The organism is Aggregatibacter actinomycetemcomitans DSM 8324 (genome assembly GCF_000372365.1).
Classification (GTDB): Bacteria; Pseudomonadota; Gammaproteobacteria; order Enterobacterales; family Pasteurellaceae; genus Aggregatibacter; species Aggregatibacter actinomycetemcomitans.
The window spans coordinates 81167-106491 of the sequence record NZ_AQUU01000004.1 but is presented as its reverse complement, the minus strand read 5'-3'; the positions used below and the strand labels follow the sequence as shown (position 1 = coordinate 106491).

20 protein-coding genes and 1 pseudogene are annotated in these 25325 nt (G+C 43.5%); 15 read left to right on the top strand and 6 right to left on the bottom strand.

Annotated elements, in window-relative coordinates; all coding sequences use genetic code 11:
• Positions 1 to 71: 71 nt before the first annotated feature.
• On the bottom strand, positions 72 to 734 hold the full coding sequence (locus A3CS_RS0103325; RefSeq protein ID WP_005547949.1) for a Bax inhibitor-1 family protein: 663 nt from the start codon (positions 732 to 734) through the stop codon (positions 72 to 74).
• Between the two features lie 553 nt (positions 735 to 1287).
• Here A3CS_RS0103325 and A3CS_RS1000000112575 point away from each other — a divergent pair.
• The 4 genes from A3CS_RS1000000112575 (at position 1288) to A3CS_RS1000000112570 (ending at position 5142) form a co-directional block, all read left to right on the top strand.
• The gene (locus tag A3CS_RS1000000112575) at positions 1288 to 1467 is read left to right on the top strand and encodes a hypothetical protein (RefSeq protein ID WP_005547948.1); all 180 of its coding nucleotides are present in this window, start codon (positions 1288 to 1290) and stop codon (positions 1465 to 1467) included.
• 96 nt (positions 1468 to 1563) lie between these two features.
• Positions 1564 to 4440 carry an SNF2-related protein gene (locus A3CS_RS0103315; RefSeq protein WP_019518238.1) on the top strand — a complete coding sequence of 959 codons (2877 nt, stop codon included), beginning with the start codon at positions 1564 to 1566 and terminating at the stop codon, positions 4438 to 4440.
• A 29-nt stretch (positions 4441 to 4469) separates the two neighbouring features.
• Positions 4470 to 4736 (top strand): hypothetical protein, encoded by a 267-nt coding sequence (locus A3CS_RS01000000110815; protein WP_019518237.1) that lies wholly within the window; start codon positions 4470 to 4472, stop codon positions 4734 to 4736.
• Positions 4729 to 5142 (top strand): DUF1016 N-terminal domain-containing protein, encoded by a 414-nt coding sequence (locus A3CS_RS1000000112570; protein ID WP_019518236.1) that lies wholly within the window; start codon positions 4729 to 4731, stop codon positions 5140 to 5142. Before A3CS_RS01000000110815 ends, A3CS_RS1000000112570 begins: the two co-directional genes overlap by 8 nt.
• A gap of 491 nt (positions 5143 to 5633) precedes the next feature.
• Here A3CS_RS1000000112570 and metE read toward each other — a convergent pair whose 3' ends face one another.
• Positions 5634 to 7907, bottom strand: coding sequence for a 5-methyltetrahydropteroyltriglutamate--homocysteine S-methyltransferase (gene metE, locus A3CS_RS0103300; protein ID WP_005547946.1), 2274 nt, complete (start codon positions 7905 to 7907; stop codon positions 5634 to 5636).
• 299 nt (positions 7908 to 8206) lie between these two features.
• On the opposite strand from metE, the gene A3CS_RS0103295 reads away from it, so the two are divergent.
• The 3 genes and pseudogenes from A3CS_RS0103295 to A3CS_RS0103285 all read left to right on the top strand — a co-directional run bounded on the left by A3CS_RS0103295 (position 8207) and on the right by A3CS_RS0103285 (position 10204).
• Positions 8207 to 9139, top strand: coding sequence for a LysR family transcriptional regulator (locus A3CS_RS0103295; protein WP_005547945.1), 933 nt, complete (start codon positions 8207 to 8209; stop codon positions 9137 to 9139).
• 4 nt (positions 9140 to 9143) lie between these two features.
• A pseudogene (locus tag A3CS_RS0103290) lies at positions 9144 to 9871 on the top strand (AzlC family ABC transporter permease).
• A complete protein-coding gene (locus A3CS_RS0103285; protein WP_005540849.1) occupies positions 9872 to 10204 on the top strand; it encodes a branched-chain amino acid transporter permease in 333 nt (110 codons plus the stop codon).
• Positions 10205 to 10270: 66 nt separating this feature from the next.
• Here A3CS_RS0103285 and A3CS_RS0103280 read toward each other — a convergent pair whose 3' ends face one another.
• Together A3CS_RS0103280 and A3CS_RS0103275 are read right to left on the bottom strand one after the other, a co-directional pair.
• Positions 10271 to 13045, bottom strand: a complete 2775-nt coding sequence (locus A3CS_RS0103280) for a M16 family metallopeptidase (RefSeq protein WP_005547942.1) — start codon at positions 13043 to 13045, stop codon at positions 10271 to 10273.
• A 77-nt stretch (positions 13046 to 13122) separates the two neighbouring features.
• Positions 13123 to 15489 (bottom strand): TonB-dependent receptor plug domain-containing protein, encoded by a 2367-nt coding sequence (locus A3CS_RS0103275; protein ID WP_019518235.1) that lies wholly within the window; start codon positions 15487 to 15489, stop codon positions 13123 to 13125.
• A 292-nt stretch (positions 15490 to 15781) separates the two neighbouring features.
• Between A3CS_RS0103275 and A3CS_RS0103270 the strand changes: the two genes are divergently transcribed.
• From A3CS_RS0103270 to yciH, 8 genes are all read left to right on the top strand, one after another.
• Complete coding sequence (locus A3CS_RS0103270) at positions 15782 to 16675, top strand: VirK/YbjX family protein (protein ID WP_005547940.1); 894 nt, start codon at positions 15782 to 15784, stop codon at positions 16673 to 16675.
• Positions 16665 to 17345: a (d)CMP kinase gene (cmk, locus tag A3CS_RS0103265; protein WP_181893446.1), complete on the top strand. Its 681-nt coding sequence runs from the start codon at positions 16665 to 16667 to the stop codon at positions 17343 to 17345. Before A3CS_RS0103270 ends, cmk begins: the two co-directional genes overlap by 11 nt.
• A 97-nt stretch (positions 17346 to 17442) precedes the next feature.
• On the top strand, positions 17443 to 19089 hold the full coding sequence (gene rpsA / locus A3CS_RS0103260) for a 30S ribosomal protein S1 (RefSeq protein ID WP_005547938.1): 1647 nt from the start codon (positions 17443 to 17445) through the stop codon (positions 19087 to 19089).
• A 61-nt stretch (positions 19090 to 19150) separates the two neighbouring features.
• Positions 19151 to 19438, top strand: a complete 288-nt coding sequence (locus A3CS_RS0103255) for an integration host factor subunit beta (RefSeq protein ID WP_005540862.1) — start codon at positions 19151 to 19153, stop codon at positions 19436 to 19438.
• Between the two features lie 98 nt (positions 19439 to 19536).
• A complete protein-coding gene (locus tag A3CS_RS0103250; RefSeq protein WP_005547937.1) occupies positions 19537 to 19833 on the top strand; it encodes a LapA family protein in 297 nt (98 codons plus the stop codon).
• Positions 19833 to 21023: a lipopolysaccharide assembly protein LapB gene (lapB, locus tag A3CS_RS0103245; RefSeq protein WP_005547936.1), complete on the top strand. Its 1191-nt coding sequence runs from the start codon at positions 19833 to 19835 to the stop codon at positions 21021 to 21023. Before A3CS_RS0103250 ends, lapB begins: the two co-directional genes overlap by 1 nt.
• A 29-nt stretch (positions 21024 to 21052) precedes the next feature.
• Positions 21053 to 21745, top strand: coding sequence for an orotidine-5'-phosphate decarboxylase (gene pyrF / locus A3CS_RS0103240; RefSeq protein WP_005547935.1), 693 nt, complete (start codon positions 21053 to 21055; stop codon positions 21743 to 21745).
• 5 nt (positions 21746 to 21750) lie between these two features.
• Positions 21751 to 22068: a stress response translation initiation inhibitor YciH gene (gene yciH / locus A3CS_RS0103235; protein ID WP_005547934.1), complete on the top strand. Its 318-nt coding sequence runs from the start codon at positions 21751 to 21753 to the stop codon at positions 22066 to 22068.
• A gap of 33 nt (positions 22069 to 22101) precedes the next feature.
• On the opposite strand, the gene A3CS_RS0103230 is transcribed toward yciH, so the two are convergent.
• Together A3CS_RS0103230 and gyrA are read right to left on the bottom strand one after the other, a co-directional pair.
• Positions 22102 to 22452, bottom strand: a complete 351-nt coding sequence (locus tag A3CS_RS0103230) for a SirB2 family protein (protein WP_005547933.1) — start codon at positions 22450 to 22452, stop codon at positions 22102 to 22104.
• A 67-nt stretch (positions 22453 to 22519) separates the two neighbouring features.
• A complete protein-coding gene (gyrA, locus tag A3CS_RS0103225) occupies positions 22520 to 25183 on the bottom strand; it encodes a DNA topoisomerase (ATP-hydrolyzing) subunit A (RefSeq protein WP_005547932.1) in 2664 nt (887 codons plus the stop codon).
• Between the last annotated feature and the right edge of the window lie 142 nt (positions 25184 to 25325).

The window sequence follows — 25325 nt, the reverse complement described above, 5'->3', positions numbered from 1 at the left end:
GATTTATACGGATTTGGTTATATAAAAACGCCCCAAAAAAGGGGCGCTGCATTTATCTATTAAATTAATAATTAATCTCGGGAAGAGAAGAATGAAAGTAAGTTTAACAAGCTGATAAATAAGTTATAGATTGATACGAATAAACTTACTGTGGCACGAATATAGTTGGTTTCGCCGCCGTGAATGATGTTGCTGGTTTCATACAGAATTCCCATGGTGGAGAAAATCACGAACAACGCACTGATACCTACATAAAGCGCCGGGAATTGGAAGAAGAAACTGGCGATCATGCCAAGTAACAACACCACGAATAAGGCTAAAATGGTGCCGGACAAGAAAGACATATCTTTCTTCGTGGTCAATACATAGGCAGAGCATGCGAAGAAGGTCGCCGCAGTACCCGCCAATGCCAACACGATAGCATCACCCAAACCGGCACTCACATACGCATTTAAAATCGGTCCGACGGTATAACCCAAGAAGCCGGTAAAGGCGAAAGCGGACAAAATCCCCAACGCACTGTTTGCCAACGCATTGGTTAAGAAAAGTAAACCGTAGAAACCCACAAGCATCAGAATTAACCCCGGTCTTGGTAAATTCATCGCCATGGAAACATAGGCCACCACAGCAGAAAATGCTAACGTCAAAGCCAATAGGAAATAGGTGTTACGCAACACTTTATGTGTGCTCAGCAACGATTCTTCCTGCGTGCTAACAATAATACGAGATTGCATAAAAGCTCCTTTAAATTAAAGAAAATAACAGGTTAAAACCTTTGTGTAAGGTAAGGGTTGAGAAGGGAAAAGTCAATTCTTGGCAGTAAATATTTTTTATGGATGCGCTTGCGGAGTGAAAAGTGCGGTCTAAAAAGTAGGTGTTTTTATGCTTCAATAAGAAGATTAAATAAATTTAATAATTTCAGTAGATTAAATAATTTTCTGCTATTGACTATGGAAGATGGACGGGTAAATTATTCAAAAAAATGAATGACAATAATGCTATCTACTTATCCGAAGATCATCTTCGGTGTTAAAATCTAAGGGAAGCTATCATGTCTTGTTTAGAAAATGATCCTTATTATGTCAATTCTCCTGTTATGAACCTTAGCGTTCGCTACTTTTTAGTGCTGTTTTTTATCCAATTAAACTATTGCCTACTGTTTCGGAATGATAGAAAGCTACGCAGCTATTGACTATCCTGTTTGGCAGTGACACTGAAACCTTTATCGACAGCCTGCACCACGCTGATTAAATCGACGGACTGCTACGTAAACTCCAGCCCTACACCGTGCAAATCCCTGAAAAAGCGTTTGAGGCTTTATATAAGGCAGGACGCATTGAGCCGATAAACGAGAAAACCTTCGGTAGACAATTTTATACACTGATTGGGCTGGATTTGTATGACGAGGTGGCGGAGCTTTCTTCGGAAGATACGGAGTTTTTGAAGAAAGAAAACTTGGTGTTTTAGCTAACTTATTATTTTTACGATGAAAGTTTGCATTTTTCTTTTAGAGCGCATATCATCAGTCTGATTTAAAAACATATTCGGAGAAAACCAAGACCCATGCCCCATCACCAGCTTACTCCCTATCAAGCCCGATACTACTCCTGGTTACTTACCCGTCAAGCCGAGGGGAGCAACGTCGAATCTTTAGCAAGCACCTTAGTCGATGCCCAAGTCGATTTGAATCCGCACCAAGTGGATGCAGCTTTGTTTGCCTGCCAAAATCCCCTGTCAAAAGGCGTGATTCTGGCGGATGAGGTCGGTTTGGGTAAAACTATTGAAGCGGGCTTGGTGATTTTGCAGCGTTGGGCGGAGCGCAAACGCAAAATTCTGATTATTACGCCTGCCAACCTGCGCAAACAATGGCATCAGGAATTGCAAGAAAAATTCGGTTTGCAAGGCATGATTTTGGAAGCCAAAAGCTACAACGCTGACAAGAAAACGGGCAAAAACCCATTCCGTCAAGAAAGCCCCGTTATTTGTTCTTACCAGTTCGCCAAATCCAAAGCGGACGACATCAAACAAATCGGCTGGGATTTGGTCGTATTGGACGAGGCGCACCGCCTACGCAATGTCTATAAGAAAAACAACGTCATAGGTAAAACCCTAAAAGAAGCCCTGGCAAACGTTTCCAGCAAAGTCCTGCCCACCGCCACGCCTTTACAAAATTCCCTGTTGGAACTCTATGGCTTGGTCAGCATGATAGACGAGCGCGTTTTCGGCGACTTGGACAGTTTTCGCACCCAATTCGGTGCAAAAGCGACCGAACAAACTTTACTTCATCTACGCCAACGGCTAAGTGCCGTCTGCCAGCGCACCTTGCGCCGACAAGTTCAGGCATATGTTCCCTATACCAAGCGTCTCGCCATTGTGCAAAAATTCACCCCGTCCGACCAGGAGCGGGAGTTTTCTTTTTTGGTTGCCGAATATCTGCGCCGTCCGAATCTGCAAGCCCTGCCCGAAGGGCAGCGGCAGTTGATTTCATTGGTATTGTGGAAACTGCTTGCTTCCAGTAGCCGCGCCATTGCCGGCGCATTGGAGACCATGACCAAACGTCTGCAAGGTGTGTTGGAGGAATCTGCGCCGCAAGACTTGGTTGAAACGCTGGACGAAGATTATGAAAGCCTGGATGAAACCGCCGAAGAATGGGAAGAAGAAAACGAACCCAATCTTCTGACCACCGACGAATATCACGCCATTGCCGATGAAATCGACGAGCTTAAACATTTCAAAACATTGGCGGAAAATATCCGTGAAGACGCAAAAAGCTGCGCATTATTGACCGCACTTTCCACCGCATTCGACAAATTAAAAGAACTCGGCGCCGCACAAAAAGCCATCATCTTCACCGAATCCAAACGCACCCAAGATTACCTCTTAGAATGCCTTACCCAAACCCTTTATGCCGGTGAAAACGGCGACGGCATCGTATTATTCAACGGCACCAACAACGACGCACAAGCGCAAAAAATCTACAAAGACTGGCTCAAGCGACACGAAGGCAGCGACAAAATCACCGGCTCCAAAACCGCCGATACCCGCGCCGCCCTGGTCGAGCATTTCAAAGATCGCGGTTGCATCATGATTGCCACCGAAGCGGGCGCCGAAGGCATCAACCTGCAATTCTGTTCGCTCATCATCAACTACGATTTGCCGTGGAACCCGCAGCGCGTCGAACAGCGCATCGGACGCTGCCACCGTTACGGGCAAAAACACGATGTAGTCGTCGTGAACTTTGTCGATGAAACCAACGAAGCCGACCAGCGCGTTTACGAACTGCTCGAACAAAAATTCCAACTCTTCAACGGCGTCTTAGGCGCCAGCGACGAAGTATTGGGCGCCATCGGTAGTGGCGTGGACATCGAACGGCGCATTGCCGACATCTACCGCCGATGCCGCCAACCCGAAGACATCAAAACCGCCTTTGACAGCCTGCAAAGCGAATTATCGGACGAAATCAACCAAAACATGATGAAAGCCCGACAAACCCTGCTGGATAATTTCGACGAAGAAGTCCGCGAAAGACTACGGATTCGCGCCGAAGAAAGCCAGGCTGTGCTCGACAAATACGAAAAAATCCTACTGGACTTGACCCGAAGCGAATTGGGCAGCTACGCCGATTTCGACAACGGCGGCTTCACGCTAAAAGGGCTACCTGAAAATCTTTCAGACGACCTTAGCATCCCAATCGGACGCTACGAACTGCCGAGAAAAAGCGGCGAAGCCTACCTCTACCGCATCACCCACCCATTAGCGCAAGCCATCATCGAACACGCCAAACATCGAGATTGCCCGCCTGTACGCTTGATTTTCGATTACCAAGTAGGCAACGGCAGAATCAGCACGCTGGAACCCTATCGCGGACAAAGCGGACAGCTTGCCGCCAAACTCATCAGCGTCAGCGCTCTGGGCGGCATGGAGCAGCACGTCCTTATTTCCGCCGTCACCTCAAACGGCGAAACCCGGCAAGATAACGACCCCGAAAAACTCCTGCGCCTGCCCGCCCATATCGCCGAATCCGCCGTCAATCCCAATTTTCAGACGACTTTGACCAACGATATGGCGCAACGTCTTCAAACCCTGCTCAACCAAACCACCGAACGCAACCTCGGCTACTTCGAGCAGGAAGTGCAAAAACTGGATGATTGGGTCGATGATTTAAAACAAGGTTTGGAACAAGAAATCAAAGAAACCGATCGCGAAATCAAAGAGGCTCGCCGCACCGCCGCCACTTCCGCCACCTTGGAAGAAAAACTAAGCTGGCAGAAAAAACAGCGCGAACTGGAAAACAAACGCAGCCGCCAACGCCGCGAGCTTTTTGACAGACAAGACGAAATCGAAGAACAGCGCAACCGATTGATTGAAGAGCTGGAAGAACAGTTGAAACAAGAGGTTGAAGAGGAAGAATTGTTTTTTATTGAGTGGGAGATGGTGTGATATGAGTCAAATTGAAAGGAAAAATAAATATGGCTGATTCATCTTTAAGATTAAGACCATGGGTCTCGTTAATTCTTTTTATTAGTGCATATTCTCCATTAATGGTGATTATGGCAATTAAACAAATAGATTTGACAAGTCCAAACTATTTTAATTCTCCAGAAATCGGAATTGGCTTATTAGTTGCAGCAATAATTAGCAGCGTCATTGTGTTGCAAGTGGTTAAAAGCGTCCGAAGTGGATTAATGGTTGTCGTGAGTAAGGCATCGAATAAGTCAGGAGATATGTTTGGATAAACAAGCCACTATACCTGCCGACTACGCGCAATGGTTGGTGGACATTAAAAGCAGAATTTTGACAGCGCGACAAAAAGCGGCATTGGCGGTGAATGCCGAACTGGTTTCACTGTATTGGCATATCGGGCGCGATATTTTGCAGCGTCAGGCGACACAGGGCTGGGGTAGCAAAGTCATTGACCGCTTGGGGCGTGATTTGCGCGAAGCGTTTCCCGAAATGAAAGGGTTTTCTACCCGCAATCTAAAATATATGCGTGCTTTTGCTGAGGCTTGGCTGGATTTTGAAATTGTGCAACAGCTTGTTGCACAATTGCCGTGGGGGCATAACGTCTTGTTGCTAACACGCCTCCGAATATGCTTTAAAACACGGCGGCAAGCCTTGGCGTTATGTTTTGATTCCGCATGATGAAGTCAACGAATCGAAAAGATTGGCGGATTTTTTAAGATTTGAGAAAAAGATCGTCTGAAAACGGTTCGCATCCGTAAAGTGCGTGGATTGAAACTAAAATTGATAGGTTATCAGTATAAAGCAGCCACCTTCAGGTGGCTGTGTGTTGAAATATAGAAGTCAATTAATATACCAGACGGTCTAGGTAGCAGCCATCTTCGGGTGACTATGTGCTGAAACTACTTGACATACGCTTTTATGGGTATTTAACCGATTAAAAATATGTGAGCTTGTTGCCTAATGGTGGGGCAGCGTTTAACAAAATGCTCTGTGCGACTTCGATACTCGCCAAGCTCACGATTTATTACCCTGCACGATTTTATACAATCCTTTTTTAATCTTATTCAACATATTGGTAATTCAAAAAAACACCTTAAAAATCAACCGCACTTTTCCTTTCATAAAACAAAAGCTGAATCTCTCTAGATCCAGCTTTTTTTATCTATTTATTACGCTAATTCCACGCGTAATTTTTTCGTTACATCCACCATCACTTTTAATGCGGCGATGGTTTCCGGCCAACCGCGGGTTTTTAAACCACAGTCCGGGTTGACCCATAAGCGTTCTTTCGGTACCACTTGTAACGCTTTGCGTAGCAAGTGTTCGATTTCGGCGGCGGTTGGGACGCGTGGGCTGTGGATGTCGTACACGCCCGGGCCAATGTCGTTCGGGTATTTGAAATCGCCGAATGCCGTTAATAATTCCATGTCGGAACGAGAGGTTTCGATGGTGATCACATCTGCGTCCAAGCCTGCGATTGCCGGTAAAATGTCGTTAAATTCGGAATAACACATGTGGGTGTGAATTTGCGTATCATCTTGGCAACCCATTGAACTTAAACGGAATGCTTCTCCTGCCCATTGTAAATAAGCGTCCCAATCGGCGCGTTTGAGCGGTAAGCCTTCGCGAATTGCCGGTTCGTCAATTTGAATCACTTTAATGCCGGCTTTTTCCAAATCCAACACTTCATCGGAAAGTGCCACGGCGATTTGTTTACATACGGTTGAACGCGGAATATCATTGCGCACGAAAGACCATTGTAAAATCGTTACCGGGCCGGTCAACATGCCTTTCATCACTTTTTGCGTTAAACTTTGGGCATATTGCGACCAGCGTACCGTCATTGGCTCAGGGCGAACCACATCGCCGTAAATCACCGGCGGTTTTACACAACGGGAACCGTAGCTTTGTACCCAACCGAATTTGGTGAAGGCAAAACCGTCTAATAATTCGCCGAAATATTCCACCATGTCGTTACGTTCCGCTTCGCCGTGAACCAGCACGTCTAAATCCAATTTTTCTTGCTCACGCACCACCAATTCGATTTCTTTTTTCATTGCCGCTTCATAATCCGCAAGGGACAATGTGCCTTTTTTGAAGGCGGCGCGCGCGTGTCGAATTTCAGTAGTTTGCGGGAAAGAACCGATATTCGTGGTTGGCAATAACGGTAGATTTAACCAGGCATTTTGTAATTTGATACGTTCCGCAAACGGGGATTTACGTTGATCCGCGCCTTTTGGCAAGTTCGCCAAACGTTCCGCCACTTCAGGGCGATGAATATCTTTTGAGGTCGCACGGGCATCGGCGGCAACTTGGCTGGCATCCAGTTCCGCTTGTACGGCGGCTCTGCCTTGCTCAAGTGCGGTCTTAATGACGCGTAATTCTTGAATTTTTTGTAAACAGAATGCAAGCCAGCTGTAAAGTTCAGGTTTGTTTACTTGTAACTGTGTTTCCACCGATAAATCATAAGGGGTGTGAAGCAGAGAACAGCTTGGCGCAATCCACAAACGATCGCCCAGTTTCGCTTTTAACGGTTCCACCACATCCAACACTTGGTTCAGGTTCGCACGCCAAATGTTACGACCATCAATCACGCCCACAGACAAAATCTTGTCGTAATCAGCAAAGGCGGAAAGTTGGTCAGGCGCACGCACTAAATCAATGTGTAAGCCCGCAACCGGCAAGGCTTTTAATAACGCAGCGTGTTCCGCGACAGAACCGAAATAAGTGGCTAACAGTAATTTTGCGTTTACTTGTGTGCTTAATGTGGCGTACACGTCTTTATAAGCCGCAACCCATTTAGCCGGCAAATCGACAGTTAAAGCAGGTTCGTCAATTTGAATATAATCCACGCCTTCTGCTGCCAATGCGTTTAAGATTTCTACATAAACCGGTATGAGTTTATTTAATAAATCAAAGCGATTAAATGCCGCACCTTTTTCTTTGCCTAACCACAAGAACGTTAATGGACCAACAATAGTGGGTTTAACATTCAAGCCAAGGGCTTTGGCTTCGCGAATTTGTTGCACGTAATGCGCCGGATTAGCTTTGAATTGGGTATCCGCGTGGAATTCCGGCACGAGGTAATGATAGTTGGTGTCAAACCATTTGGTCATTTCAATGGCAAATTGTGCTTTGTTACCGCGCGCCAGTTGGAAATATTGATCAAGGGTTAAATGTTGGCTGTCAAAGCCGAAACGAGCCGGAATCGCGCCTGTTGCCACTTGCAAGTCTAAAATGTGATCGTAGAAGGTGAAATCCGCCACGGCGACGTAATCCGCATTCGCTGCCGCTTGGTGTTTCCAGTTGATTTCGCGTAAGGCTTTGGCGATGTCTAATAAATCGGCTTCTGCGATTTCACCGCGCCAATAACGTTCTTGTGCAAATTTAAGTTCACGTTTTGCGCCCACGCGCGGAAAGCCGGATAAATGAAAAGTTGTCATACTAATTCCTCAATGTGTTAAATGATTTAGACGGCTAAACGTCTATACGTGGGCTAGAATGACGAAAACGGGGGTATTATGCAAATTAATAATTTTCTAAAAGTTTATGAAAGAAATTAATGATCCTGTATTTTATTAGTTTGCGGTGGTAATTATAAAAAACGCTTTTAAAAACGACCGCACTTTTTCATCGATTTCTTTATGGATTTTATGGATTTCTTCTATGTAACGTTAAAGTGCGGGCCGTTTTCGTGTATGATACGGCTTCATTCTTTTTCGAATTTAGATGAATCTTTCTCATGAAACCGATCTTCCTTGAACTCAGACATCTCAAAACTTTACTTGCCCTGAAAGAAACCGGTAGCGTTTCCTTAGCGGCAAAGCGGGTTTATCTCACCCAATCGGCGCTGTCCCATCAAATTAAATTATTGGAAGAACAATACGGCTTGCCGTTATTTGAGCGGAAAACCCAACCGTTGCATTTCACCGCGGCCGGGGAGCGCTTGATTCAGCTTGCCAATGAGATTCTGCCGAAAGTGATTGAAGCGGAGCGCGATCTGGCGCGGGTGAAGCAGGGCGATGCGGGCGAGTTGCGGATTGCCGTGGAGTGTCATACCTGTTTTGACTGGCTGATGCCGGCAATGGATTCTTTCCGCAAGCACTGGCCATTGGTGGAACTGGATATTGTGTCCGGATTCCACACCGATGCCGTCGGCTTATTGCTGAACCATCGCGCCGATTGGGCGGTGGTTCAAGAAGTGGAAGAAAATTCGGGTATTGTATATAAACCATTGTTTTCGTATGAAATGGTCGGCTTATGCGCGAAAGATCATCCCCTGGCGACGAAAGATATTTGGCAGGCGGAAGATTTTTCCGATCAAACTCTGATTACCTATCCTGTGCCGGACGATATGCTGGATTTACTGCGTAAAGTGTTGTATCCGAAAGGCATTAACCCGACCCGTCGCACCAGCGAACTCACCATTGCGATTATTCAACTGGTGGCAAGTAAACGTGGCGTGGCGGCTTTGCCGTTTTGGGCGGCAAAACCTTATTTGGATCGCGGTTATATTGTGGCGCGCAAAATCACTCATCAAGGTTTGCACAGTAATCTCTATGCGGCCTTTCGTGAAACAGACGCGCATATCGCCTTTGTTGATGATTTTTATGAAACCGTTAAAGTACAAAGTTTTTCAACTTTACCTGAATTATCTATATTAGAAGAGAGCTAGCCATATGTCTGATGTTAAGACAACTCCTCATCCTATATTTGCTGCCGCCAAAGCAGCGTTACCGTACAGTTCACCGATGATTGCCGGTTTTTATTCCTTGGTATGGCATATGGCATTTATATGAAATCCCTGGGATTTGGTGCGTGGTATCCGTTTTTTATGGCACTGTTGATCTACGGTGGTTCGGTGGAATTTATTATTGCCGGCGCGCTCACCTTACCGTTCGCTCCGCTTAATGTGTTATTGATTACACTGATGGTCAGCGGACGACAACTTTTTTACAGCATTTCCATGTTGGAAAAATACGGTAAATATTTGGGCAAGAAACGTCCATATCTCATCGCTGCCCTAGTGGATGAATCCTTCTCTCTCAATTATATGGTAAAAATTCCACCGCACTTGGATCGCGGCTGGTATATGTTTTTCGTCAGCTTTTATTTACAAGTTTATTGGGTGGCAGGCGCGGTACTCGGCAATTTGTTCGGCAACATTATTCCTTTTGATTTAAAGGGCATTGAATTTGCTATGACGGCATTATTCTTAGTGATTTTTGCCGAAAACTGGTCGCGGGAAAAATCCCATGAAAGTTCTGTGTTGGGGCTGGCAATTGCGTTTATTGCGTTGTTAATTTTCGGCAAAGATTACTTCCTGCTGCCGACGCTAATCGGTATTTGGACGGTGCTGACACTCCGTCGCCCGAAACCGAAATCAAAATTGGAGAGGGTGAAATAAATGAGCTTAACCGAACAGATTCTCACCATTGCTATCGCAGTATTGGCGGTGCAGTTTACCCGTTGGCTGCCGTTCTGGATTTTCCCCGCCAACCGCCCGATTCCCGAATATATCCGTTATTTGGGCAGAGTGTTACCTGCCGCCATGTTTGGTATGCTGGTGGTGTATTGCTATAAGAATATTGACGTATTGATCGGTTTTCACGGCTTGCCGGAATTTATCGCCGGTGCGGTGGTGTTGGCGCTGCATTTTTGGAAACGCAATATGTTCCTTTCTATCGCTGCCGGCACCATGCTGTATATGTTGCTGGTGCAACAGGTTTTCGTGACATAAAAACGTTCTTCGAGATAACCGCACTTTTTCTGACATGATAAGTGCGGTTATTTTTTTAGGTGTTTTTTATTGACGTAAAATTGCTTCAAAACGGGCAGCTTTGACTAAAACTTTTCTTGCTAATGCCTCAAGGTGAGGTTTGTCGGCAATCTGTTCCAATCGTTGATACAAATAAACCGACTGTGGGTTGCTTTGCTGCCAATAACTGTCCTCAATCATGCCTGCCACAGAGACGAGTGAATCAAACTGACGTTTGATGTATTGCTGTTGCTCAGCTTGTTTTTTGCGAAGTAGTGTTTCATCTATACCGTTTTCAATAATTTCATCCAAAATTTGATGGGTCAATTTGATTAATTCTTCAGCACGATTAGGTGCGCAACTGAACGCAATTTTCCCTTCAATTTGCGGCGTATGCGGATCTTGGCTGAACCAACTATTGACGGAATAAATGCCCGATACTTTTTCACGTAAAACAAGGCGAAGTTTTTCTTGTACAATTTCAGCAAGGATTTCTAAGGCATATTTCTGTTCCGGATGCCATTGATTTTCAGCGGTAAGATAAATTTCCACATCAGCACGTGGTTCACTTAATCCGCGCATAATGAATGCTTTTTTAGGAGTATGAATATAACCGGGCTGATAAGCACGGGCCTGTGTTTTTATTTCCACTGTCGCTAAATATCGCTTTGCCAATTTTTCGACCTCGGATCGGGAAATATCACCAATAATGAAATAAGTGAAATCCGTTTTACCTAAAATCTTTTCTTGATAAATTTGACTTAATTGTGCAGCTGTAAAGCTAAGCTGTTCATTTTGATTTTGGGTATAAACTGTAGCAGTGTTAGGTCGGCGCAAATAGGAAATAGATTGCATAAACTTTGTTTCGGCATCAATTTGTTTAAAATAATCCTGTGTTTCCCGATGATATTTTTGTAACACATTATCTGAAACGGGAGCGGATTGGAGTTTCAGACGGAAAAGTGTCAGCAAACTACTGAGATCTTGCGGTTTTGCCACACCGGTAAAACCTTGCTTATCGTCATCAATAACCGTTGCCAACACAAGTGGGCTTTGACCAAAGAGGTTGTTGACATCTGCCTGCGTTAGTTCACCTGTGCCGGTATCATCAACTAAGGTAATCGCCGTTCGCAATAAATGATAATCTTGGTTTGGTACAGATCGTAATCCACCGCTTGTTACTGCTCGAAAATGGACTTGGTTCGGTGTTTTATTGCTGTAGTGATAAATTAATTTTGCCCCGTTACTGAGGCGAAATTCATCAATATCGCCTTTATCCCAGTGTTTTTCTAATACTAATGAACCGTCTTTGAATTCAAAGTGCGGTTGTTTTACGATGTGTTTTTTGTTTTCCCATTGATTTTGACCGGAATGCATTGCTTGGTTCCAACGCTGTTCTATATAATCTGCATCAAAAGGAAGTTTTTTCTCCGGTAGCGGTTGTGTTATCAGTAATAGCTTAGCGTTTAACGCTAACATTTGATTAAATGTTGCATTTAAGTCAGTTACTTTAATTTCATTCAAAAAACGTCGATTTAGATTATAGCGTTCTTTAGCGCTTAACATGATTTGATGATTTGCCGCGATTGCAATCAAATCATTAGCAATTTTTAAGCTGCCAGGACGAATATTTTGTTGTTTTTCATTGAGATTATGTAGTCGTGCAATTTCGCCGTTAAGCTCGTCGGCGGTAAATCCATGTTGTTTAATTTCGGCGATAAAAGCAAAAAGTGCGGTGATATTTTTTAAATAATTGGTATCGATTAATTGCAAGGAAAAGACACTTTGCAGGGTTTGTTTACCAAGATGAGAACGATAGAAATTCGCCGAATCCAACCAGTTGTTTTGGCTTTTTTCCCATTTTTGCAGACGTAAATTGACTAAACGGGTCACAATTTGTTGAATGAGATCTTGTTTGTAGCCAATGACCGTTTCTTTTTGTTTATCTTCTTCAAAAAAGCTCAACTCCAGTGCCGGGATATTGGTGCCTTGTTCGGCAATACTTGCTACCCGCCAATGATGAATCAGCGGAATGCTAAAATCAATTTTATCTAACGGGCGTTGTGTGCGAGAACTCGGTTTATCTAGTTGTTGTGATATTAACTGTGCAATTTTGTGCGCATCGATATCACCGACGACAATAAGGGACATATTATCCGGTCTATACCATTTATGATAAAAATCGGTTACGCGATCACGGGAGATGTGACGAATAATATTCATATCGCCAATCGGGTCACGTAACACATAGCGCGAACCTGCCATTTCAATTGCACTTTTTTTATCTCCGAGACGTAACATTGGGCTTAATCGACGTCGCCATTCTTCTTGTACCACGCCGCGTTCACCATCAAGGTCTTTGGGTAAAATTGTGAGATGATTCATCCATTCATTGATAACATCAAAAGCAAGGGATAGTTTTTGCGGGCTATTACCGTCTAAATTCAGAGTATAAACGGTATTTTCAAAATCAGTGAATGCATTAATATCGCGGGCAAATTTCATACCCAATTTTTCAAGAGCATTAATGATGGTATTTTCAGGATATTTTTTCGAACCGTTAAACGCCATGTGTTCTACTAAATGGGCGATGCCTTTTTGATCATCATCTTCGTGCATTGAACCGGCATTTACCACTAAACGAATATACACCCGATCTTTGGGATCACGATTATTCAAGATGTAATATTGCAATCCGTTTGTCAGTTTGCCGTGTTTAATATCGGGATCGAAAGCTAAGGCATCAGGATCTATTCCGGCTTGACAAGCAATGAGTAAGTGAAAAGAGCAGAGCAGTACGAAAAGTGCGGTCAGTTTTTTCATCGTTTTTTGATTGGACGTAACAAAGAAAACCTACGCTAATTCACATTAGCGTAGAAGTATGAAGTAATTATTATGAACTAGAATTTGTAGCCGACTTCCAGCCAAAACTCGCGGCCGGGCGTGTAAATACCGTATTCATCGTTACTTGAAATTGGTTTTACGGTTTTTGATTTACGGGTTTTATTTAATACATTTAGTATGTCAACTTGCAAATAAATACTGTGATTACCGGTAATGGTCGGTTGCCAACGAATACTACTGTCCCATTGGGTGTGTCGGCCGTAGTGATAAGAACGATAACGGGAAATTCCGTCGTTAAAATCACCTTCCAAAACGTCATAACTGCGAATCGGTGCTTTTATATACAATTTGTTTGACCAAGTGATGTTGTAATCGGGGATTGCCATATCCAAGCCGAAGCGGGCAATCCAGTCTTCTGTAGAACTATTGACTTTGTTCAGCATTTCTCTGCGGGTAAGTAATTTACCATCGAGATAAACTAATTCATTGGGATCAAGATCTCGACCTATATCCGCCCGTTTGGTTTTTAACCAATCAAATCCCAGAGAGCTTGTCCAGTAGCTTTTACCCAATTGCCAAGGTTCAATATTATTCATTTGGAAAGTGTAAACGTCGACGCTGAAGTCACTGCCGTTATGATAAAAATTAACTTTATTGGCATCACGTTTTAGCACAATACGATTTTTATTTTTGCGATGAATATAATTAAGTTTAAATACCAGATTATTGAATTCTTGATCAAAACCGATACTAAGTTCATCAGCGTAAGGGGTTTTTAAGGAATGAAATTCTTGGTATTTACGACTGGTATCACGGTTTATTTTTAAAATCTCATTCGTTAGTTTTAATGAAGCGAAAGAGCGTCCATAATAGCGGTTTAAACCTAATGTGAATCCGGTTTCCTCCCACGGTTTATAGCGTGCAACAAAACGCGGGGCGATATTATTGTTTTGCAGATAGTCATCACGTTCAATACGTACACCCGGGCGTAGCTCCAATTTTTTCCACTTAATTAAATCTTCGGTATAAAAAACAAAGTTTTGATAACGGGTTTGGGCATTACCTTGGTGGGTAATATTTGTTGTCTCAATTGGGCTAAGGTTAGGATATTTTTGAATAATTTTGGAATGTACATCCTGCGGGCGATTAAATTTATAATGGGTTGCCTGATAAATTCCACCTATAGAAATAGAATGGTTGGCAAAACCTAAATTAAAGGGATCTACGGCAAATTCTGTGGAGAAATGAATGTTGTCTTGCGTAAGAGAACTATTACCATAACCACCTTTTTCATAATCATAAAGCGGATCAAAGTTTTCATCGAAAACAGAAACGATTTCAACATTGGCAGAGGAGGATTTCCGCTTGTCTTTAAAGTGATCGTAAGCAAGTGTATTTGTCAAAATGCCTGAATTAAAAGAATGTACCCAAGCTAATGTTGAACCGAGGGCTTGATGATAATCACTGACGTTACTATCAATATTAGTAGCATAATATTTTTGTTCTTTATAATTAGAATAACGGAAGCCCAGTTCAAAACGATCTTTTTCACTTGCCGCCAAATTGAAGTTCAACAATAAATTATCTGAATCGCGTTTATGATTTTGTTTGTCTAATTTAGCGTCGGGAGCATAACCAATTAATCTATTCTGTTGAATGCGGGCGTGGCGTTTACTGTAACCGATCACCATGCCCAAATTTTCCGTTAAGCCTTTTTCTGCCATGATGCTGAACGTCTGTTTATGGTATTTAGGTTGAAATTCGGCAACACCGCCTGCATCAGGCCTAATTTTATCTAAAAGAGTTTTTGCTGAGCTATCTGCATTAATTTTTGCCCAACCGGAGTTGGTGGTGCGATATTTTAGTGAAACACCGTCTTTACCATTATATTGTTTGGTTTTAGCTACGACTGCACCTCCCATGAAACCACCTAAACTTGCGGAAATGTTGCTATCGTGAACTTCGACTTTTGATAGCATAGATGCATCAAAAAAATAAGCTTGCGTATTACTAATACCCGGAACAACCTGCATGGCTCCATCAAAGATTTCGTTATCGACGGTTAAATCATTATTTACGTTTACGTTATCGACAAAGTAAGCAGTTTGGTTTGCATCGGCTCCATTAATTGAGATATTTTGCGGCTTAATTTCGCCACGCTGAAAACCATCTTGGTCGCTGTCTTCATAACGAATGTGCGGATTGGAACGTAGATAATCGGTGATGTTATTATTGGTTGTCGGTATTTTTTCCATCTCATTGGAAGTAACAGCCTGGGTGGAGGAAAGGGATTTATTACTATCTCCGTATACTATAATTTCCGGTAACATATTGGATTTATTTGTTGATTTTTCTTCCGAAAGAACATGCTGTGCATACAGCGCCGTACAAATGAAAAATGCGATCTTGGTTTTTTTATACATAGTATTTCCTCAGATTCTGACCATAGATAAAAACGATTCGCATTATATTTTTGTTTGGTTTAATGTAAAGAATAAATTTATAAAATATTTGATACAAAATTTTGTAACTTTGACTACCTTCCGTAGCGAAATATCCAGGGTAGCTTTTTAGTTAATTAATTGGGTTCATGTTTTAGTGAAGTGACAGATTAAGTGCGGTGGTTTTTCCTCGTGTTTTTACGGCGCATGGGCGCATTTAAAATAACAAGGCTTTTTGCTATAATCCGGCGCTTAATTTATTGAATCGATTTTTATGGGGTTTATGGTGGCAACGTTCCATTTTCCGACATTTCATGAAATGTTTCCCGTTGAAAAACGTAAATTAAAATTATTGCGGGAAGGGTTGCGCTATGGGGCGCGTCGTTTGTTTTTTGTCGGGCAATGTTCGGCGTTGGTCAAGTTTATTCACGACAATCCCTTGTGGCAGCCGATTTTTACGCAGCATCCTTATCGGGTGAATACGTTATTGAGCCAATATTGCGATAAAGGTTTTAACGTAACTCAGCGCTTACAGGCGATTGAAACCAATTTTGCCGTGGCGGAAAAACAATTCGGTAAGGCGTTATGCGAAACGTTAATCGCGCAACAGCCGGTATTGCTATCACAGTTAACCGATGAGTTAGCGTTAAATTTAACGCTGAATCATATCGACCCTTACGAAGGTTTTTTTGCCATGGGTTTAACAGATGCAAATCAACGCAGCATTTATTCTGCCGGTTTTACCTTTTTAGCGAATAATCGCGTATTGATCGCTTCCATTCAGGGACCAAAAGGCGATGAAGCGCAGGATTTGGTGCGTCAGGCAACAAAAGCATTGCATGGCGTGCGCCCGATGTTTATGTTGGTGAATGCGTTTAAGGTATTGGCGGAAGTATTACATTGTCGCTTGCAAGGCATTCCGCATAAGCGTCAGGCGAAATACCGTTGGAACGATTCGGCGAAATTGTTGTTTAACTATGATGAATTTTGGCAGGAAAACGAGGGCAAATTAGCGGAAAATTATTGGCAAATTTCGACCGCACTTGAACGTCGTCCGTTAGAAGAAATTCAGAGTAAAAAACGTTCCATGTATCGCAAACGTTACGATATGTTCGACAAAATGATGACAGAAATTCAATCCCTTTTTAATAGAGAAAATCATGAATAAAATTATTACGGTGGACGGCCCGAGCGGCGCCGGTAAAGGCACATTATGTTATGCGTTGGCGGAAAAACTGGGCTTTGCCTTGTTGGATTCCGGTGCGATTTATCGGGTGACGGCGTTAGCGGCGCTAAAAAGTGCGGTGGATTTGGCGGATGAATCTGCGCTTGCCGAGTTGGCACAACATTTACACATTGAATTTGTGGCGCAAGACGGTGAAGTACAAATTTTGCTCAATGGTGAAAATGTCAGCGGCCAGATTCGTACGCAGGAGGTTGCCGATGCCGCCTCAAAAGTCGCGGTTTTCCCGCAGGTACGGGCGGCGTTACTGCAACGTCAGCGCGATTTTGCAACGGGAAAAGGCTTGATTGCGGACGGTCGGGATATGGGCACGGTGGTGTTCCCCGAAGCGCAAGTCAAATTATTTTTAGACGCCAGCGCGGAGGAACGTGCAAAAAGACGTTATAACCAGTTGCAAAATAAAGGGATTAGTGGTAACTTTGCACAGATTTTAGCCGAGATAAAAGCGCGTGATTTGCGCGATAGAAATCGTGCCGTCGCCCCTTTAAAACCTGCTGATGATGCGTTTTTACTTGATAGCACCGCATTGAGTATTGATGAAGTGATTCGTCAGGCGCTCGATTATATTCAGCAACGTATTGATATTAAAGCTTAAATTTCACGGTTTGTTCATGGATGAATGAACTTTATTATCAGCCCCACTTTTTATGGATTAGAAGTGGACGTTATTTACTTAAAATTGAAGATTAATTATGACAGAATCTTTTGCTCAACTCTTTGAAGAATCATTGAAAGACCTTGAAACCCGTCAAGGTGCGGTCGTTAAAGGTACCATCGTTGCTATCCAAAAAGGCTTCGTACTTGTAGATACTGGATCTAAATCCGAATCAGCTATTCCTGCCGAAGAATTTTTTAATGCACAAGGTGAATTGGAAGTTCAAGTGGGTGATGTTGTTGATGTCGTGCTTAAAGCGGTGGATGACGGTTTCGGTGAAACTGTAGCTTCCCGTGCTGATGCAAAACGCAACGAAGCTTGGATTGTATTGGAAAAAGCATACGACGAACAAGCGACTGTTCTTGGTTTGGTTAACGGTAAAGTTAAAGGTGGCTTCACAGTTGAGTTAAACGGTGTTCGCGCATTCTTACCGGGTTCATTGGTTGATACCCGTCCTGTTCGTGATGCAGATCACTTACTTGGCAAAGAATTAGAATTCAAAGTAATCAAACTTGATCAAAAACGTAACAACGTTGTTGTTTCCCGCCGTGCCGTTATCGAATCCGAAAGCAGCCAAGATCGCGAAGAAGTATTGGCGAACTTGTCTGAAGGTGCAGAAGTTAAAGGTACCGTTAAAAACTTAACCGACTACGGTGCGTTCGTTGATTTAGGCGGTGTTGACGGTTTATTACACATTACCGACATGGCTTGGAAACGTGTTAAACACCCAAGTGAAATCGTTAATGTTGGTGATGAAATCACTGTTAAGGTATTGAAATTCGACAAAGATCGTACCCGTGTATCTTTAGGCTTAAAACAATTAGGTCAAGATCCTTGGGCGGCAATCGCTGAAAATCACCCGGTAAACAGCAAATTAACCGGTAAAGTGACTAACTTAACCGACTACGGCTGTTTCGTTGAAATTTTAGACGGTGTTGAAGGTTTGGTTCACGTTTCCGAAATGGATTGGACTAACAAAAACATTCACCCATCTAAAGTGGTTAGCTTAGGTGATGTTGTTGAAGTGATGGTACTGGAAATCGATGAAGAACGTCGTCGTATTTCTTTAGGTTTAAAACAATGCAAACCTAACCCATGGACACAATTCGCCGAAACCCACAACAAAGGTGACAAAGTTGTCGGTAAAATCAAATCCATCACCGACTTCGGTATCTTCATCGGCTTAGAAGGCGGTATCGACGGTTTGGTTCACTTGTCCGATATTTCTTGGAATGTTCAAGGCGAAGAAGCCGTACGCAACTACAAGAAAGGTGACGAAGTCGCTGCCGTTGTATTGCAAGTGGACGCAGTGAAAGAACGTATTTCTTTAGGTATCAAACAACTTGAAGAAGATCCGTTCAATAACTTCGTTGCAATCAACAAAAAAGGCGCAGTATTAAACGCTAAAGTTGTTGAAGCAGACGCTAAAGGCGCTAAAGTTGAATTAGACGGCGGTGTTGAAGGTTATATCCGCGCGGCTGATTTAACTAACGAAGTGGTTGCCGGCGATGTTGTTGAAGCGAAATACACAGGCGTAGATCGTAAAGCCCGTATCGTTCATTTATCTGTTCGTGCGAAAGATCAAGCTGAAGAAGCCGCGGCAGTTGCAAGCGTGAATAAGCAAGAAGATGTTGCTATTCCAAATGCAATGGCAGAAGCTTTCAAAGCCGCTAAAGGTGAATAATTCACTTTTTACTAATAAACCGGCATAGCAATATGCCGGTCATAAAGAGTTAGGAGAATATATGACAAAGTCAGAACTTATTGAACTTCTGGTGCAAAAAAACAGCAACATTCCTGTTAAGCATGTTGAAGAAGCGGTAAAAGCAATTTTAGAGCAAATGTCATATGTGTTAGAACATGGCGAACGTATAGAAGTGCGTGGTTTCGGTAGTTTTTCTTTGCATTGTCGCCAACCGCGCATCGGACGTAATCCTAAAACCGGCGAACAAGTAAAATTGGATGCCAAATGTGTGCCATATTTTAAGGCAGGCAAAGAATTAAGAGAACGTGTCGACGTTTATGCAGCATAATTTTTTACTAACTAACTTTTCATAACGGCACTTCTAAGTGTCGTTTTTTATATGTATTTTTGGCATAATGCTCACACATTTATCTAAAGGAGAAACAAATGATTAAATATATTTTGGGATTGATCATTACCTTAGCCATTGTGCTGGTTGCCGTTACCATTGGTACCAACAATGATCAAATCATTACCTTTAATTATATTGTGGCGCAAAGCCAATTCCAGCTTTCTACCTTAGTTGCTATTTTATTCGGCCTGGGATTAATTCTAGGGTGGTTTATCACCGGATTCTTCTATCTCAAATTAAAGTTAAAAAATATTGCGCTGAATCGCCAAATCAAACGCCAAACGCAACAAATCAACGAATTAACGACCAGCAGAGATAAGGTTTCTCAATAATGCTTGAACTCCTCTTCCTTCTTTTGCCGATAGCCGCCGCGTACGGTTGGTATATGGGGCACCGTAGTGCTAAAAAAGATCAGGATGATGTCAGCAACAAGCTTTCTCGGGATTATGTCACCGGGGTGAATTTTTTACTTGCCAATCAAACGGAAAAAGCTGTTGATTTATTTTTGGATATGCTGCAAAAGCAGGAAACTGAGAATGAAATCGATAGCACCTCACAATTTGAAGCGGAATTAACTTTAGGGAATTTATTTCGCTCCCGTGGCGAAGTGGATCGTGCGTTGCGTATCCATCAAGCCCTCGATAACAGCCCTCATTATTCTTTTGAACAAAAACTGTTAGCCAAACAACAATTAGCCAAAGATTTTATGACCGTCGGTTTTTTTGATCGGGCGGAAAATCTGTATATTTTAATGGTAGATGAGCCGGAGTTTGCCGAAGGCGCGTTACAACAACTGACGGTGATCTACCAGAAAACCAAAGAGTGGAAAAAAGCCATTAATGTGGCGGAGAAACTGGCAAAAATAGCACCGAAAGCCAATAATGTGGAACTGGCGCAGTATTATTGTGAATATGTGCAACATTTGCCGGCAGACAGTAAAGAAAATCGGCAGCAAATCTTATTGCAAGCGCTTAAAGTCTCTCCGAATTGCGTTCGTGCTTCAATGATGTTGGCGGACTTGGCAATTCAACAAGAAAACTATAAAAGTGCGGTCGGTTTTTTAGAAGAAATTTTAAATCAGAGCCCGGCGTATATTAGTGAAGCCTTGCCGGCGTTGAAACATTGTTATCAAAAATTAAATCTGTTAGATAATTTTGAGCTATTCTTAATCAAAGCCAGCCGCCAAAATAACAACAGCGCAGTGGTGTTAATGCTTGCAGAACTGATTGAAGAAAAAGACGGTTATTCTGCCGCCCAATTGAAGTTATACCAACAATTGCAACAAAATCCGAGCACGCCGATTTTTCATCGGTTTATCCAATATCAAATTGATGATGCAGAGCAGGGCAGAGGCAAAGACAGCTTGATTTTATTGCATAAAATGGTAGGTGAGCGGATTAAACAGACTTTTGATTACCGCTGTAGCAATTGCGGCTTTCAAACCCATAAATTAATGTGGTGCTGTCCTTCCTGTCGTCAATGGGAAACCATTAAACCGGTTAATGCGATTGAACATAATTAACCGTGACTTTGCTTTATAAGGAGAAAAATATGACGAATAAAGTCATTATTGCATTGGATTATGAAAGGGAAGCTGAAGCCTTGGCTTTGGTTGACCAACTGGATCCGAATTCATGCCGTTTAAAAGTCGGAAAGGAAATGTTTACGACGCTTGGCACGAATTTTGTAAAGCAGTTACATAAGCGTCATTTTGATGTTTTCCTTGATTTAAAATTCCATGATATTCCGAACACGGTAGCAAGAGCGGTGCGTTCTGCGGCCGATTTAGGCGTTTGGATGGTGGATTTACATGCCAGCGGCGGTTTGCGTATGATGGAAGAAGCCAAGAAAATCCTCGAGCCTTATGGCAAAGATGCTCCGTTGCTAATTGGCGTTACCGTGCTGACCAGCATGGAAGATTTGGATTTATTGCAAATCGGCATTAACGCCTCACCCATGGAACAAGTTATTCGTTTGGCGCATTTGACCCAACGAGCCGGTCTGGACGGCGTGGTTTGTTCACCGCAAGAAGTGGAAATTTTGCGTCGTAATTGCGGTGAGAACTTCCTGCTGGTGACACCGGGAATTCGTCCGATTGGTACCGATTTGGGTGATCAACGCCGCGTGATGACACCGGCGGCAGCAATTCGTTCCGGTTCCGATTATTTGGTGATTGGTCGTCCAATTACCCAGGCGGAAAACCCGGCAGAAGTGTTAAACGCCATTAATGCGTCTATTGCGTGATACGTATGACAAGTCATTTAGTGTATTCCACCGACGTCGGGCGCATTAAAGCCGACAAACCGCAGGAACCAATTCTGCAGGGCGACGGTATTGTGCGTATTCAGCTGCAAAAAACTGGACGTAAAGGAAGTGGTGTAAGTATTATTAACGGGCTTGGACTGGCTGAGCCTGAGTTGAAAGCCTTGGCGGCGGAATTAAAAAAACGCTGTGGCTGCGGTGGTGCGGTGAAAAATCATACCATTGAAATTCAAGGCGAAAAACGTGATTTGCTGAAACAACTACTGGAGCAAAAAGGCTTTAAAGTAAAGTTGGCGGGAGGTTAAAACAAAAAGTGGGTTTGAGCCCACTTTTTGTTTCTAGTGAAAATAGCCTAATAACATCGTGGCAGTCAGTGCCGCAAGGGCGAAGAAGAAAAAGTGCGGTCGAATTTGAGATTGTTTTTTACTGAAGAATTTTGCCGAGAAGACAATGTAGCCTGCAAGCAGTAAAATTTTCATTATGATCCAAATTGGTAATCCGTAGTTGAACACAAATAACATGGCGACACCGCTCAAAATAAGCAGGGTGTCCGTTAAGTGCGGTAGGATTTTCAAGAGTTTTACCGCGCGCCAGTTTTTCTGTGTTAACTGCATTGCCCCACGCACAATTAACAACCCTAAACTTAGAAAAGCACAAACAATGTGCAAATAAACCAGATAAATACCCATTTTTCACTCCAATAGTAAAGGCAGTAGTAAAACACTACTGCCTTAAAATAGAAATAACCTAAACTTGTTATTCTTCGCTATTTTCTACCGCACTTTCTGTCGGATTTTCACTTTCTTCGTCATCCACTTCGCAGATACGTTCTAAACTCACAACGTGTTCTGCTTCGCTGGTGCGGATTAAGCGAACGCCTTGGGTGTTACGTCCAACGATGCTGACTTCGCTTACGCGGGTGCGAACAAGGGTGCCTGCATCGGTGATTAACATGATTTGGTCGTTTTCTTCCACTTGTGCCGCCGCCACGACTTTGCCGTTACGCTCACTCACTTTAATGGAAATTACCCCTTTGGTGTTGCGGGATTTGGTTGGATACTCATCCAGTTTCGTCCGTTTACCGTAGCCATTCTGCGTTGCGGTGAGAATTTCGCCGTTGTTTTTCGGAATGACTAAAGAAACGACTTTGTCGATATTTAAATCCAAGGTTTCTTCTGCGTTATCATCAGAAACGTCTTCAATTTCCACCGCACTTTCGTCGTCATTCAGATCATTGGTTAAGGCGAGTTTGATCCCGCGCACACCCGTTGCCAAGCGCCCCATAGCACGCACGGCGGATTCGCTGAAGCGCACCACGCGACCTTGAGAGGAGAACAACATGATTTCATTGCTGCCGTCGGTAATATCCACGCCGATTAACTCATCTTCATCACGCAAGTTAAGGGCGATAATCCCGCTGGAACGCGGACGGCTGAATTCTGTTAATGCGATTTTCTTCACAATCCCACCGGCGGTTGCCATGACGACGAATTTGTCTTCCTCGTAGGCGGCGACCGGTAGAATAGCGGTGATCCGTTCATTTTCATTTAACGGCAAAATATTCACGATTGGTCGTCCGCGCGCGCCACGGCTGGCTTGCGGTAGTTGATATACTTTCAGCCAGTATAAACGTCCGCGGCTGGAGAAGCAGAGAATGGTATCGTGGGTGTTGGCAACCAGTAATTTTTCGATAAAATCTTCTTCTTTCATTTTGGTTGCGGATTTACCTTTACCACCACGACGCTGTGCTTCGTAGTCGGTAATCGGTTGATATTTCACATAACCTTCGTGGGAAAGGGTCACCACCACATCTTCTTGGGCAATCAAATCTTCCAGATTTATATCGCCGGAAGCCGCCGTGATTTCGGTTCTGCGCGGATCGTTAAATTGCTCGCGGATTTGCTCCAATTCTTCACGAATCACTTCCATTAAACGCTCAGGGCTACGCAAGATGTACAATAATTTACCGATGGCATCCAATAATTTTTTGTATTCGTCCAGGATTTCATCGTGACCTAAATTGGTTAATTTTTGCAAACGTAAATCTAAAATGGCTTGTGCTTGCACTTCGGTTAAATAATATAAACCGTCACGAATGCCATATTGTTCGTCCAAATCTTCCGGACGAGCGGCATCGACACCGCTTGCCGCCAACATATCGGCGACATGACCCAGCTGCCATGGATGGGTGAGCAATTCACGTTTGGCGTTTTCCGGATTTGGTGCTTTGCGGATTAATTCGATAATCGGATCGACGTTTGCCAAGGCAATCGCCAAGCCTTCTAAGATGTGCGTACGTTCACGGGCTTTGCGTAATTCAAAAATCGTACGACGGGTCACCACTTCGCGGCGGTGTAATACGAACGCCTCAATGAGCTGTTTTAAATTCAATAGTTTGGGCTGACCGTGGTCAAGTGCGACAATATTAATCCCGAAAGTGACTTGCATTTGTGTCAACGCATACAGGTTATTTAACACCACTTCGCCGACCGCATCACGTTTGATTTCGATGACGATGCGCATACCGTCTTTGTCGGATTCATCGCGCAACCCGCTGATCCCCTCAATTTTTTTGTCTTTGACGAAATCGGCAATTTTTTCGATGAGTTTCGCTTTGTTCACTTGATACGGAATTTCGTTCACGATGATGCTTTCACGGCCTTTTTCATCGGTTTCGATTTCTGCGCGGGCGCGTACGTAAATTTTTCCGCGTCCGGTTTTATAGGCTTCTTCAATGCCTTTACGTCCGTTGATCAATGCCGCCGTCGGGAAATCCGGGCCGGGAATGTGGCTCATTAATTCATCAATGGTAATGTCGTTATTTTCGATATAAGCCAGACAGCCGTCCAACACTTCGCCCAAGTTGTGTGGCGGAATGTTGGTTGCCATCCCCACTGCAATCCCGGAGGAACCGTTTACCAATAGCGCCGGGACTTTGGTCGGCAGCACTTCGGGAATCATTTCGGAACCATCGTAGTTTGGCACGAAATTGACGGTTTCTTTGTCTAAATCAGCCAATAATTCGTGGGCGATTTTGGTCATACGGGCTTCCGTATAACGCATTGCCGCCGGCGCGTCGCCGTCCACCGAACCAAAGTTACCTTGCCCGTCCACCAACATATAACGTAAGGAGAACGGCTGCGCCATACGTACTAACGTGTCATATACCGCGCTGTCGCCGTGCGGGTGGTATTTACCGATCACGTCACCGACGATACGGGCGGATTTACGATAAGGTTTGTTGTAGAGATTGCCCCCTTCATGCATCGCAAATAACACGCGGCGGTGTACCGGTTTTAAGCCGTCACGCACATCGGGCAGGGCGCGCCCCACAATAACGGACATGGCGTAATCAAGGTATGAAGATTTCAATTCTTCTTCAAGGCTTACCGGCGTAATATCTTGGATTAAATCAGACATTTAGAATTTCCTAATGATTGAATTTAATAGTGAAAAATTGGCGTGATTATAGCACGGAGAGGTACTTTTCCCTAAGAAAAATCTCGGTTTATAGGCGAAAAGTGCGGTTGATTTTTCAGATGTTTTCAGAGATAGAAAGGGC